Source organism: Mesorhizobium sp. CA12 (assembly GCF_020165255.1).
GTDB lineage: Bacteria > Pseudomonadota > Alphaproteobacteria > Rhizobiales > Rhizobiaceae > Mesorhizobium.
This window is the reverse complement of the sequence record NZ_JAIUHT010000023.1, coordinates 76,765-90,062: the sequence shown is the minus strand read 5'-3', so window position 1 is coordinate 90,062 and position 13,298 is coordinate 76,765. Positions and strand designations below refer to the sequence as shown.

The 13,298-nt window shown below is 59.9% G+C and carries 12 protein-coding genes and 3 pseudogenes; 3 read left to right on the top strand and 12 right to left on the bottom strand.

What is annotated here, in order from left to right:
- Nucleotides 1–673: 673 nt before the first annotated feature.
- From LB520_RS27170 to LB520_RS27155, 4 genes are all read right to left on the bottom strand, one after another.
- Nucleotides 674–940 (bottom strand): type II toxin-antitoxin system ParD family antitoxin, encoded by a 267-nt coding sequence (locus LB520_RS27170; RefSeq protein ID WP_224639974.1) that lies wholly within the window; start codon nt 938–940, stop codon nt 674–676.
- 310 nt (nt 941–1,250) lie between these two features.
- The gene (locus tag LB520_RS27165; protein WP_224639973.1) at nt 1,251–3,074 is read right to left on the bottom strand and encodes a recombinase family protein; all 1,824 of its coding nucleotides are present in this window, start codon (nt 3,072–3,074) and stop codon (nt 1,251–1,253) included.
- A complete protein-coding gene (locus LB520_RS27160; RefSeq protein WP_224530518.1) occupies nt 3,071–3,346 on the bottom strand; it encodes a hypothetical protein in 276 nt (91 codons plus the stop codon). The genes LB520_RS27165 and LB520_RS27160 overlap by 4 nt, the downstream gene beginning before the upstream one ends.
- 168 nt (nt 3,347–3,514) lie before the next feature.
- Complete coding sequence (locus tag LB520_RS27155) at nt 3,515–3,952, bottom strand: hypothetical protein (RefSeq protein WP_224633705.1); 438 nt, start codon at nt 3,950–3,952, stop codon at nt 3,515–3,517.
- Between the two features lie 484 nt (nt 3,953–4,436).
- Here LB520_RS27155 and LB520_RS27150 point away from each other — a divergent pair.
- A pseudogene (locus tag LB520_RS27150) lies at nt 4,437–4,605 on the top strand (helix-turn-helix domain-containing protein).
- Between the two features lie 90 nt (nt 4,606–4,695).
- Here the strand turns inward: LB520_RS27150 and LB520_RS27145 are convergent.
- The 7 genes from LB520_RS27145 to LB520_RS27115 form a co-directional block, all read right to left on the bottom strand.
- Entirely contained in the window at nt 4,696–5,025 is a 330-nt protein-coding gene (locus tag LB520_RS27145) for a hypothetical protein (RefSeq protein ID WP_224530515.1), read from the bottom strand.
- Nucleotides 5,026–5,050: 25 nt separating this feature from the next.
- Nucleotides 5,051–5,584 carry a hypothetical protein gene (locus tag LB520_RS27140; RefSeq protein ID WP_224611204.1) on the bottom strand — a complete coding sequence of 178 codons (534 nt, stop codon included), beginning with the start codon at nt 5,582–5,584 and terminating at the stop codon, nt 5,051–5,053.
- Between the two features lie 218 nt (nt 5,585–5,802).
- Complete coding sequence (locus LB520_RS27135) at nt 5,803–6,324, bottom strand: VOC family protein (protein WP_224611203.1); 522 nt, start codon at nt 6,322–6,324, stop codon at nt 5,803–5,805.
- A 215-nt stretch (nt 6,325–6,539) separates the two neighbouring features.
- Nucleotides 6,540–7,604 carry a dicarboxylate transporter/tellurite-resistance protein TehA gene (locus tag LB520_RS27130; RefSeq protein ID WP_224639972.1) on the bottom strand — a complete coding sequence of 355 codons (1,065 nt, stop codon included), beginning with the start codon at nt 7,602–7,604 and terminating at the stop codon, nt 6,540–6,542.
- A 94-nt stretch (nt 7,605–7,698) separates the two neighbouring features.
- A complete protein-coding gene (locus tag LB520_RS27125; RefSeq protein ID WP_224639971.1) occupies nt 7,699–8,409 on the bottom strand; it encodes a sensor histidine kinase in 711 nt (236 codons plus the stop codon).
- Between the two features lie 131 nt (nt 8,410–8,540).
- On the bottom strand, nt 8,541–9,122 hold the full coding sequence (locus tag LB520_RS27120) for a HupE/UreJ family protein (protein ID WP_140502870.1): 582 nt from the start codon (nt 9,120–9,122) through the stop codon (nt 8,541–8,543).
- A gap of 80 nt (nt 9,123–9,202) precedes the next feature.
- The gene (locus LB520_RS27115; RefSeq protein WP_411969956.1) at nt 9,203–10,129 is read right to left on the bottom strand and encodes a DUF4331 family protein; all 927 of its coding nucleotides are present in this window, start codon (nt 10,127–10,129) and stop codon (nt 9,203–9,205) included.
- A 349-nt stretch (nt 10,130–10,478) separates the two neighbouring features.
- Here LB520_RS27115 and LB520_RS27110 point away from each other — a divergent pair.
- Nucleotides 10,479–12,239 (top strand): annotated as a pseudogene (locus tag LB520_RS27110) (MOSC domain-containing protein).
- Between the two features lie 66 nt (nt 12,240–12,305).
- Here LB520_RS27110 and LB520_RS27105 read toward each other — a convergent pair.
- Nucleotides 12,306–12,879: pseudogene (locus tag LB520_RS27105) on the bottom strand (VOC family protein).
- Between LB520_RS27105 and LB520_RS27100 the strand changes: the two are divergent.
- A complete protein-coding gene (locus LB520_RS27100; RefSeq protein WP_224611232.1) occupies nt 12,778–13,083 on the top strand; it encodes a hypothetical protein in 306 nt (101 codons plus the stop codon). The pseudogene LB520_RS27105 and the gene LB520_RS27100 sit on opposite strands and share 102 nt — an antisense overlap.
- The last annotated feature ends 215 nt before the right edge of the window (nt 13,084–13,298 follow it).

Genomic DNA, 13,298 nt, shown 5'->3' with positions numbered 1-13,298 from the left:
AGCCCGTCTCGCTTTTCGGCTTCGGGGCCAATCGAGTGTCGCTCACGCGGCTCTCTTGAATTTCAACAGAGGGCAGATCTAGAAGCAAACTTCTTCGTCGCCAGCGGCGCACCGCCCTCGTTCGTGGGCCGTATATAGTCGCCGCCCGACCGAACTGTCAACAGCCTAGATCGCTCTTTTTTCGATTTCTCGTGGAGATGTCCAAGAAGGCAAAATTTGTGAGCTGGCTTGGTTGAATTTTGGCCGGCGCTTCCATTGCGGCGATACCCGTCACAACCGCTTCGCCGGGTGAATGCGGTCGCCCTAAAGCAGCCACCAGCACTTAGCCGAATGTCGATCGCCGCAGCCTTTTGACCTGCGGTTCGGAGCCTTTCTTCCAGCAACTCGGGCGTGATATTCCGGCCCGCGTAGAAGACGCCCAGATCAGCACGAATTCGCCGTCGACAGCGAAAACGATACTGACCGCGCGACGATACCCAATGATCCGCAGCCCGGCATGATCTCCACCCGCTCGGTGCCGCGCTGTGGAAATGTCGACAGGCCAAGGCAGAGATCGCGGATGCCCACAACAAAATCCCAGGCAACGCTGGCGACGCACGCTCGGCTATATCGTTATGAGTTGCTCGAGTTCGGCTTCCGCTTTCGGATGGAAGACAATCCGGTACTCCATCCCCTACTTGGCTTTCGCCTGCCGTGCGCGATGACGGAGCTCCAGCCGGGAAAACACCGTTTCGGCGGGAATACCCTTGGCCGGCTCCTGCTGAAGCTCGGCCCCGCGCGACGGGATTTCCTCACGCAGCCACTTCTCACGCTCCGCCTCAAAATCCTCGAGCATGCGCAGACCGGCGCGGACAACCTCGCTGGCATTGTTGTAGCGGCCCGATTCGAGCTGCTTTCTGATGAAGAGCTCATAGTGCTCGTTCAAAGCGAAGTTGGGCATCGAGGCGTCCTCCAGAAGATATGGGCTCGGGCGGGAGGTATAGCAATAGATAGCAACAATTAGCAGTTTGGTTGATTCGATTCCAATTCGCCCGTCGCGATTCGGTGGGCCCAACAGTACCCGAATCGGCAGAGATCAAAATTTCGGGTCGATACGCCGGCGCCGATCGAGGATCGCTAGGCGGCCGATTCCATGACCTCTGCGCCATTTCGAGGCAGCTGAGACGCGGGAGCCGGCTGAGTTTAAAACTCAACCGGCTAATATTATTTCGTGCTTGGTTGCACGCCGATCCCTGAGTGCGCTGCCACGCTCACTTTGACGTCCTCGTCGCCCGCGGTTCACGATTCCAGCTAGCGAGCAGCGCCATGACGAGCGCGCCGATGCGGGTCGATGTTGGTTGAATGATTCGGTTTGGTGAGAGCCCTGACCTTCGTGTCCGTCCTGCGATCACAAACGCAAACGGCCCGCGAGGAGCGGGCCGTTTTGTTGTTTGGTTGCGGGGACCCGCAACCCGTTTTGTCATAACACCGTCAGACTCTTGATTTTGGTCGGGTTTGGCGAGTTCCAGGATGCCGAACAGCTCGCCGCGTAGTTCGGCATGGACCTCCCCGCGCATATCGCCGGGCGTAAGCACGATCTCTCCGATTAACGATCGCAACTCCTCAGCGGCCGGACGTCCGTCCTCATGGTCGGCTAGCGCTTGGGTGAATTGCTCGACCCGCTTGCGGTAGAGAGTGGCGACGTTGGGATGCAGGTCCGGCACGTCAGTGGGCGCCACCGCCAGCCTCGCGGTGATCTCCGCCTTCTGCCTCTCCAGGTCTTCCATCCTTGCTTTCATCGAAGGTTGGTATAGGCCATCCTCGATCGCGGCCATGATGCCGGCGATGGCGCGCTCGATCTTGTCGAGTGCCTTGCGGTCCTGTTCGCCTTGCGCGCGACGCTCCTGGTTGAGGCGGTTGGTCTCCTGCGCATAGGCTCTGATCGCCTCGGCCACGGCATCGGCCGAGACGAGCCTTTCCTTCAGGCCTGCGAGGACGCGCCGTTCGATCTTCTCGCGGGTGATGGTGCGGCCGTTGGCGCAGATGCCTCGGCGCTGATGATTGAGGCAGGCATAGCGCTCGCGCGTGAACAGGCCGTAGCGTCCGCCGCAGCAACCGCAGGTGAGCAGGCCGGAAAGGAGGGAGACGGGCCGCTTCATCGTGTGCAGCTTCTTGGCCCGGGCCTTGCGCGTGGCTATCGCCACCGCCTCGAACTGGCTGGCGATGGATTTCTGCCTCTCCTTAACGGCCTGCCACAATTCGTCCTCGACGATCCTGAGATGCGGCACCTCGGTGCGAATCCATTTGGCAGGCGGATTGGGCCGCGACACGCGCTTGCCGGTGGCGGGATCCTTGACGAAGTGCAGGCGGTTCCAAACCAGCACGCCGGTGTAGAGCTCGTTGTTGATGACGCCGGTGCCCCGGATGACATGCCCGCGCACGCTGGTATCGCCCCAGTGCCGGCCAAGCGGGCCTGGAACGCTCTCCTTATTGAGGTCGACGGCGATTGCCTTCGGGCTCTTGCCTGCGGCGAATTCGCGGAAGATGCGGCGCACGATGGCCGCTTCCTCCGGCACGATTGCACGGTCGCCCCTTATGGGCTCGCCCGCGCCATCCAGTTTCTTCAGCACCCGGTAGCCATAGCACAGCCCTCCTCCGGCCTTACCCTTCTCCACCCTCCCCCGCAGGCCACGATGGGTCTTGAGAGCAAGGTCTTTCAGGAACAGCGCATTCATCGTGCCCTTGAGGCCGACATGCAGTTCGCTGATCTCGCCCTCGGCCAAAGTGACGATGGCAACGCCGGCGAATTTGAGATGCTTGAAGAGGGTGGCGACATCTGCCTGGTCGCGACTGATGCGATCGAGTGCCTCGGCCAGCACCACTTCGAAGCGGCCGCGCTGCGCATCGCGCACCAAATGCTGGATGCCCGGCCGCAGCACTGTGCTGGCCCCTGAGATCGCCGCATCCTCATAGGTTCCAGCCACGCTCCAGCCCTCACGCGCTGCCTGCTCGCGGCACAGCCTCAACTGGTCCTCTATGGAGGCATCCCGCTGGCTATCGGAAGAATAGCGGGCATAGACTGCGACACGAGTCATGGCGGCGGATCCTCTCTCCTATTCCCAAGGCGGTCGCCATCAAGCCCCCTGCCCTCTTCCTTTCGGCGGCCCGGCCGATTGTCGTTGGCCACCTGCCCCGCCTCGAATGCCTCCCGCGCTAGCCGCCGGCCGATCAGTCGGGCGATGTCCAACACGACACGATCCAGCTTGGCCGCCGCCATGTTTTCAGGGGGACTCTCGGGGCTGACGAGGTCGCGGTTGTCGTTCGCCGGAAGCAAAGCCTGTGGCCCGGTGCTGGTTTCCTCCGACATGCCGGTCGCTCTCCCAATAGTGGATCGACCTGCCATCGGGGACCTTTGGACGGCGATGAAAAGCACCAAGTTCATGTCGTAGGGCAACAGCGTGCAATCACTTGCGCCGTGCGGGTTCATCTTAATCGTCAGGGTCGGGGTTGCAGGCGACAATTGTAAGCGGGCGAGTCACAGGACCGCTGCATCGCCATAGTACTCCGCGTCTCCTTCTTCTTTCAGCGCCGCGACCAGCTTAACTGCGGACTCCCAATGCCTGGCAACATCGCGCCGCGTCTTTTCCCGGCTGCGGCGACCAACCGGCAAATCTCCCGCGATCGCCTTTAAGTCACGCAATACGGAAGCTATGTGCGGCCACGGGAAGTCGGTTGGGTCACCAATATCCCGATCGGCACCCAGGATCATTTCTAATTTGGCGATGACGCCGACGAGCGATGTAGCCGCGACTTCAGGGATTGAATCCTGAAGCTTCAGAGCTTCGGTCATCGCAAAGACCTCGGCTTCGCAAGCTATGAGATGCTCAGAGTCTAGACCCGTAGTAGACACTGATAGTTGCCACGACATCGGCTCGCCCGCGGTCAATACCTGAATTCCGGTATTGGCGAGCATTCGCGCCTCCATCCGCTGCTGAATTCGACACAACAGCAATGAGGCATATCGAGCTCGTTGCCACTCCCTCCATAGTCCCAAAGCGGAGTCTGTGGCTTGGGACTCCGGCCTCTCGAGCTCATCGCGTTGGCGGCCGATGACGAAAGGCAAAGTCGTGGTATTGTCGGAATCAACCATGATCCGAGCTCCAAACAGCTTGGGTTGTGGTCAGGCCGAGCGACGTGTTCGTGCACGTTGTTCGGCCGCAAATCGAAAACCACAATTTACGTACATACCGTACATTACGGACATACTCATTGTCAAACACGCCGGATACTATTGATAACAAAACTGAGCGCTTCGAGCTGCGGCTTACGAGCGACTTGCTTGCCCGCGTTGACGAATGGCGCCGAAATCAGCCCGATCTTCCCACCAGATCGGAGGCTTTCCGCCGACTTGTAGAAGCTGGTCTAGGCTCTAAGACAACCGGTAAGCTAGGCGGCACATGACTCAAGAGGAGTTGGCAGAGCGCTCCGGTCTGACCGCCCGCTATATAGGTGCCATTGAACGCGCTGATGTTTCGGCAAGGCACGGTTCTTGGGCGCATCGCCGACGCGCTAGGAATGGAGCCGGAAGCACTCATTCGCAACGCGAAAAGCGGTCATTCTGAATAGGCCCACGCATACGCCGCTCGCGAGCGCGCCGTAAACAGTGCTGTAGCGAGCGAGCGGCGGGTTTGCGCCTCTTTTGGTTGTTCAATTGGTTTATGGCGTTTGCCAAAAGGGGACGTTTCCGATAGGCCGCAATGAGCTCGAGGCGATCGCGGCGAGCACCGCTTGCCGCTTCGGCAAAATCGGTTCATCGGGAGCGAACTGAGCGCAAGCCAAGGGCGTATATGCAACGGTCACCGCCATCACGAGTTCTCTCGCCAGTTCGCTATCAGCCATGTCGTCGGTCGCCGTGCAGGCCAGTTCGCCGATCCTCATGTCATGAAACTCGTTGTTACTGTTTTCAGCTTTTATGATGGCGCGCAGTTTAGCCAGAGCCGTGACCCGATCGACAAGCTGCGTTTCGGGATCGTGCAGCAGTTGCAAGCCGTGAACCTCCTCGAGGCGCTTTTCATCTGGCCATTCCCTTGGCAGCACGCTTTGATCGCGGCATTGCTGGCCGCCCACCAAACTCGGCTGCGGAGTATACCTCCTCCGACGGTTTTCGATCCGGTGGGAAGCCCATGTCGTGCCACCCTTCGACCGCAAACGAGCCCTCTGCAGCTTCCACGGCTTTTATTCGGGCGCGATCCAGCACTTCCTTTGCCGCTGCAATACCGCGCGCCCAGCGCCGCCCGATCACATTATGATTGATTGCGGAATTCACACGCTTGTCGCACTCTTCGCGCTTCGTAGCTTTCGAGGAGGAAAGGCTATGTTGTATCCCGGCCAAGTCGTCACGAGTGACGAACTCGACATGCTCACCCGCGTCTACAAGACCATCAGCCAGGAGCGGCATATTCCGGCTGACAGCCCGCGATGCGAGAAAGTGGCGGCTCACATTTTCAAGCTCTTCATGAACGGGCTCACGGACGAGGATGAACTGCTGTTTGCTGTGCGTAACCGCGGCCCTCTTGTACCGGCCCACCAGATCGAGCAGGTACACGTGAGCTAGTCGGTATGCGCTCCGGCACCGGCTTCCGCGCTTCACGCAGCAGCTTAACCAGCAATTCGTCCCACTCCCGCTCATAAGCGGCGGGGCAACGCGCTTCATACTCCGTCATTTGCCCACTCCAAGCAGGCCGTTACTGCGGGCTCTGGCGAGCGCAGCCATTCGCTGGCCATGGGCAGCCTGGGATCTGGTTCCAAGAATTGATGACACGCTCAAAACGTCCGCTTTGCGCCTGATGTCGGCCATTGGAGCCAGCTTGCCCCCGCCCGTAAGCAGACATCGCTGCTCAAAAAGTTAGGCATGGGAGCCGCGGGAGGCGAGAAAAAGCGGCAGCCGGCGTTCTGTACGGGCCACGTCTCGCCGTACTTCTCCATCGGCTCGGTAATGAATTCAGCACCTCGGGCTTGCCATAGTTCATGGCAGCCGTGGATATCGGCAACGCGAATGTTCAGAAAGCTGCTGGCTAAATTGGGATCGCCGGGAACATCAAGCATGACGGACGGTTTGTCGGGGGTAGGCCCACCCCCGACGTTTACGATCAGCCAAGTATTCGCGATCTGAATGTAGCCGGGCGCACCACTGCTATCTCCCAGGCTCAGAATGCGGCCTCCGAAGACCTTCTCGTAAAACCGCGCCGAACGACCGATGTCGGCCACTGTCAAAAAATGCGCGACGGTAAAGCCCTTTTGCGGGGGCATTGCATAGATTTGATCCGCTACGATTGCTTGGGTCATCCGGGACTCCCATTGAGACAAGGTTCAAATCTTCGCGACCTTCCTTGGCTGCCGATCCTGCGCGGGCGTCTCCTTTGCAAATCGGCAGTTGTGAGCAGCCCGTGGCAAGGGAACGTCGCAGTGCCGACCGAAGCACCTACCAAGTCGCGGCCCTTCAGACCCACGAAGCACGGCTATACGTGGCCGCTATTGCAGGGCGGAATTTGCACACGGGATCATTTCTCCTCCTGGGCGACAGGCAGTAGAGAACCGGAGATAGCCGAAATGATCGTTCTGACGGTTAGCCACAGGATAAGCAGGTTGACGCCAACAAAAACCGGCAGAGCAAGGACCGTCGCAACATTCGTGTCGCCTCGAACAGCCAGCTTTTCAATTGACGTTGCCAATGCTGTGGCCCCGAAGCTGACACTCCAAAGTCCGGCGGAGAAGCGTCGTAGGATCCGTGAGAGAATGGCGCCAACGACAATTGCTTGCAGAAGCGCGTAACCCACGAGGGAGTGGACGAACACGTCTCCAGCGGTACCCGACAAATCAGCGTAGGCCAGTGAGCACACCGCCGGCGGCGCCAGTTGGACACCCATCGTCGATCGGATCTGGCTGGCTAGCGGCTCACCAAAATAGAGCCGGCCAAACAATAGCGATTCGGTCGCCAGCCATGAGAAGAGTCCCGCCCCTAACGCCAGCTCGGCCCAGTCAAACCAGCCAAATGTCGACAAGCCAATACTCAGGACAAAAGAGGCCGCGGCAACCGGCAAATATAGGGCAGGGGTCGCGTCGGACATCGAAATCGTCCCCCGCCAGATCATTTGGGTCCGCCAGATGCCGTAGCTTGCTGCGAGCACACCTCCCGTAGAAAGCAGCACGACTGCCCCAATCTTGCTGTAGGGCAACATGCTCACTGCAGTGAGCATCATGCCGACGCCCGCCAGACCAGGGAAGCAATTCTGAACGGGATTGGCGAGCTCTGCCCGCATCGCCAATGGAGCCAGCGACAACTTCAGAATGTAGAGTGTCAGAAGGACTGCCCACAGGCACGCGGCAAGCAACACCAACGCCACAACAATCCCCTCTGGAGCCGCCCAGAGCTGATGCGCCAACTGCCACGAACCAGCGAAGGAACTTGTCCCCAGGCCGATCGCAAAGAACGAAGCGGGAAACCGCGCTATCAGAGATTTTTCCATGGGCGGAGTGATCATCCCCCCGTGCTCGGATGCCACCGCTTCGTCCAACGCCAACCCACTTAGTGGTGTGATGCCTTCAGATATGGACGGCTTTTCCATTGTTGCTCCTCACGGTTTCCGGCTCGGGTGAGAGGGGATTGGCACAGCACACCTGCGCCGGACGCTTCACGATTGGGCTGCGCGCAGTGTCTCGTCAGCTTGTTGCGGGCAATCGCAATGTCACGGTTGTGCCCATCCCGAGCACGCTCTCAATATGCACGCTTCCTCCGGACTCTTCGGCGAAACGTTTCACCATCGGCAGGCCAACACCACCAAAGCCTCCGCCCTTTGTCGTGAAGAAGGGATCAAACGCCCGGACCACTGTCTCGCCGGTCATTCCAATTCCGGTGTCCCGAATGCGAATGGCGACCTGACGAAGGCTTTCCGGGGCAAAGGCGTCGACTGAGATCAAACCGCCGTCAGGCATTGCGTCACGAGCGTTGAACACAAGGTTCAGGACCGCGTTCTGCAAGCCTGCCCGATCGCACCTTACCAAGGGGAGGTTGGAATCTACCCGAAACTCAAAACGAACGTTTTCATATCGAGCGCTTCGGACGAGAGATTCAATCTCGACCAGGCAGACGCTTATGTTCGCCTGCTCGACATTGCCCTGAATCTCCCGGGCCGTCTTGATCGTCTGCCTGACAAGGCCGCCCGCTCGATCCAATGCGGTTCTGGCGCCGGCAATTACAATATCAATTCCCGGAACCGCTGAGATGCTGGGCTCGCGAGCCAGATGGTTCAACGCAGAGGAAGCCACCTGGATGAGATTGCCGAGGTCATGGACCACCCCCGCCGTGGATAACTGCGAAGGCACGCGACCCCCATGAACGACGCCTGGGCTGAGAGATATGTCATCGTCCATCTCTGGTCCTGACATTCCATTCCTCCGTTTGCCCGCTCCACAGTCTTGCGTCAGTCCCAGCACACAGCCCGACCTGCGCTGCAATCCAGCAATGAATCTGACGCCAGAAACGGCTCTTGCTTGGCCCCGCTTCAAAGAACTCCTGCGTACAGGCCCGCCCCGATCGCGACGCAGAGCGCGCCGCTCGCGCGACTGAGGGGAACTGACGCAGAGCGCTGCAAGGCGAGCGCCAATCCGATTCCGATTGCTTGCAAGACCGCGGTGGCAGACGCAAATCCCGCAACGAATTCAACCCCATTCACGGTCTCAGGCAACTCAGTTCCATGGGCGTGACCATGCAGCAGCGCAAAAAGAGCAATGATGGCAGCTCCGATCCATACCGGCGGATTTACCGCCGACGCCACCATGAGCCCCAGGATGATCACCGAAGCCAGGATGCCGGGCTCCACCAACGGCACAGTGATGTGCGCCAGGCCAAGAGCGCCGCCAATCAGCATCACCACAAGGAAGGTCAACGGCCACACCCACAGCGCACGGTTTCCCTTGGCGGCGGCCCACATCCCGACGGCCACCATGGCCGTGATGTGATCGAGGCCCGTGAGGGGATGACCCAACCCTGCGTTAAAGGAAACGACGGAATCAACGCCGGGGTGGGCAAAGGTTGGCGTTGCCAAGGCGAGGGTTACAGTTATCAAAATCAGGATCAATCGCATGTCTGTCTCCTCAGTGAAGCACACGAGCGGCGTTCGGCCGGGTAGTGGACCGAACAACACCCAGGGAACATCTCCAACCCTCAAAGGTGCGGGTTGTGCGGCGACCCCAGGTACGGGAACTCGGCAAGCAGGTCGCGGTGCGGCCCCACTCCATCCCCCGGAACCCCGCCGTTCGTGAAAATGGCCATAAAGAAATCCGCGGCATCGTCAGTCAGGCTTCTGCCGTTTTCCGGGAATGACGCAGGTCGTGACGGGTCGTAAACGAGAATGTCGGGAAGCAGTGTTCTTGCCACGCGCTCTGCTTCAGCAGGCCGGTATCCTCCCGAGTGCTCAAGGGTGTGCGCGAACGTCTTGATGAACTGGTTGTCGTCTGCCGGCTCGGCAGAGAGATAGTCCTCTCTCTGCTCGCCGGGGAGGAACACTGCCTGCTGGGGTCGAGCACCACGTTCAACCTGTATCCAACGGTCGCCCTGTCTGTCCAAAATGCGGGCCCACAGACCAATGGGCTTGGAACCCAGCGCGGAATTGGCTACTTCCAGCACGATGCTGCAGATATCCTTGTCGGCAAAGAAATCAGCCCCCGTGAACTGCAAATCGGCGACGGCCCCGAGAGTATCGAAGAAAAACGGTTCGCTTCGCCAACCCGCGAAGAAACGGTAATCGCCTGCTTCCGTCACCTCGGCATCGCTTCCTGTCGAGACTGGTGCCGCCGTGACGATGACCTCCCCGCCGTCGTCGACCCCAGCCGCCAAGGCGCCTTCCACACGACGCATGGAGGCGATCTGCCTTCCTTCCGATAAGGACGCAAAATTTATTCGATACGCGACATCGGCGACCGCATCGCCGTTTGTGTCGATCTTCAGCTCGTACACCGCGTCGGGGGCGAATGGCTCCGCGGTTGTGGAATGAGGATCAATCACCGTCGAGGATGGATGCACATTCATGATGAGGATCGACTTGCTCGCGTCTCCTGGTTTGGGGAAGGCATAAATGTCAGTGAGGTCCAAACGTGCGTCTCCGCGGGGAAAGCCAAAGTCAGGACCTGAATAATGATGGGACATAATCACATTCTCCAAACGGTAAACCAAAGCGGAAGCCGAAAGCTACATTTATCCGGAGACACGAGGGTACCATCTGTAAACCGTGACCAAGACAACATCCATCGGCAACTTCAACGGGACAAACTGTGGCAGCGCCACGAGACAGAATATATTGAACGATGGTATCTCCAATACTTTGGTCTCGGTCGCATCGGTAGGCCCGCGATGGTACTTACGGTGGTAGTCATCCGAAGGCATCCTCGGTGAATGTTGGCGGGCGGTGCAGCCCGCGATTGCCGACGGAGAAGGAGGGAGCATGGCTCGCTTGCTATCGGTCAATGTGGGATTGCCGCGCGGCGTTCCATGGCAAGGCAAGATCGTCGACACCGCCGTTTGGAAAGCGCCAGTCGAGGGCTCCTGCCAGGTGCGACGGCTCAACATCGACGGCGACCGGCAAGGAGATGTCGCGGGGCACGGTGGCGAACAACGCGCCGTGCTGGTTTATCAAATCGACTCTTATCGGTTCTGGCAAAGAGAGCTAGGTCGCAACGACTTCGTTTACGGTCAATTTGGCGAGAATTTCACGGTCGATGGCTTGTCAGATCATGAGATTTGCATTGGCGATCGCTACCGCATCGGCAGTGCGCTGTTGGAAGTGACGCAGCCGCGCGTCACCTGTTACCGTGTTGGCATCCGTATGAATGAGCCGCGTATGGCCGCGCTGTTGGTCGCGCATGGCAGGCCTGGTTTTTATCTGCGCGTACTGGAAGAAGGCCAGGTTCAGGCGGGAGATGAAATCACTCGGGTGGAAATCGGCCCAGAGGCGATGACGGTCTCCGAGGTGGACGCGCTGCTTTACACGCCCAGCCATCCGCGGAGCCAGCTTGAGCGCGCACTGCGCATTTCCGCGCTGAGCCCCGGTTGGCAGGGATCATTCCGGGCACTTCTCGCACAAGCCGAGAAGGGAACCACGACGGGAAATGCCGGTCTGGACCCTGTCTCCGGACCGCCACCGGCATGGCTGGGGTTCCGGCGGCTGAAGGTAGCTCGCAAGGTCCACGAAAGCCGGACTGTGGTGTCGTTGGTCCTCGAGCCTACGGGTGATTCTCATCTGTACGCCGCGATCCCCGGCCAGTTTGTCGTGCTACGCCTCGCGGTTTCGTCCGATAGCCCAGCTCTTATGCGCAGTTATTCTTTGTCGAGCGCACCAGGGGATCGATGCTATCGGATAAGCGTAAAGCGGGAACCGCATGGCGAGGCGAGCGCCTTTATAGACGAGAGCGTCCAGGTTGGAGATTTCCTGGACGTCAGCGCGCCACGCGGCAATTTCATCCTCGGGGACGAGGATCGCCCGATAGTGCTGCTGAGCGCCGGCGTGGGCGTTACGCCTGTGATGTCGATGCTTCACGCATTGGCAGCCCGAGAGTCGACGCAAGAAGTTTAGTGGTTCCATGGGGCTCGTTGCGGCCGCGAGCATCCTTTCGCCGAAGAGGCCCGAAACCTGCTCGAGGTGTTGACCCGCAGCCATTCCCACATACGCTACAGTTCGCCCGATCGCGAGGACAGGTTAGGTGTCGATTTCGACGCTATCGGACGCTTGGATGTGCGCGCACTCCAAGATCTGGGTGTGCCGCCAGATGCCGACTTCTACATCTGCGGACCATCGGTGTTCATGAGTGGCATGACTGCCGGTCTTGCCACATGCGCCGTCGCCCCTGCAAGAATCCATACCGAAGTGTTTGGCCCAGGTCCTTCGACGACGCCCGGGATAGCCAGCGAGCCATCGCGATCGCCGCATCCGCTGGTTGAAGCTCCCAACGCGGGCCCCCGTGTTTCTTTTGCCCGGAGTGGCTTGAGCGTCCGCTGGGGATCACGGTTTCAGAGCTTACTTGAACTTGCCGAAGCCTGCGACGTGCCCACGCGATGGTCATGCCGAACTGGCGTCTGCCATACTTGCGAGACGGGACTCGTCACTGGGACCGTCACCTATAGCCCCGAGCCAATCGACCCGCCGGCGACGGCCAATGCGCTGATTTGCTGCTCGCAGCCGGATGGGGACGTCGTTCTCGACCTTTGATCTGCCCCGGGGAATTTCGACACCGGAGCTATCGCTCGCAGCATTGGAAATCTCCGCGCGTGGCCACTACGTCGGGAGCGGGCCACCGGTCTGTTCCGCCACCATGAACTGCGCGTAGCAGTCGGGCCAGTTGTCGTCACGCTGGCCGCCAGTCCGCCTTTCATGCTCGACATGTGCCGAAGCCGCCCGCCGCAACGCAGCGGCAAGCTCCGAAAACTCGAGAATGTCGTGTCCTGCGCGTCCTCGCGACCAGGCAATCGGTGCGTGATCTCCTGCAACAGCCACCATTGCCATCGGGATCAGCGAATGTGGCAAAAGACGAATAGCTGCGCGCCTCTGGATCTCGGCCGCCGATAGGTGGCTGGCCTGGGCCGGCCCGATGATACACCTCGCTAGCGTCGACCCCACGCGCCACGAGTTCAGCGCGTGCCGCTTCGATGTCGGGGACGACAAGGTAAATTACCTTCGCGGACCCAGGCTCGGCCGAAGTTAGGCCCTTGCCGAAGTGCACGCAGCACGCTGAGCCCGGAGGGGTGAATTGAACAACGCGGAACGCATTGCCGACGACAAAGTCCGCATCGAGCCTCCAGCCCAGACGGCTGTAGAAACTCTTGGAGCGATCGACGTCGGAGACACCGATGACGATGGCCTCCAGCTTCATCTCGATGGTGGCCCTTTCGCAATTTCAGTCGCAGTTGCAACGCTCATTGCATCATTACTCACGTCAATCTCCTCGGGTTGGGCCTTCGGACACTTTGGACGTGCGAAAACGAAGACCGGTCAACTGCATCAATCGAGCCATGGCGTCGCCGAATGCCATCCTCCGGCCGTCATACCCGCCTAGCCCGGCGGACTGAGCCAACGCCGGTTCGATACGCTGGTCGCGCTCCCATGCTTGCGCCGTGCCTGGAAGCGCACCGACGATTCCGACACGTGCAGTCGCGGCAACCAGCTGGCGCTCCGAGGGAGTCAGCAATCTCGTTCCTGCCACCTCGGGCTCTATCGTTAGGCTCGCTTGAGACACCATCCGACCCCAATGGAGATAAATCCACCGCACGT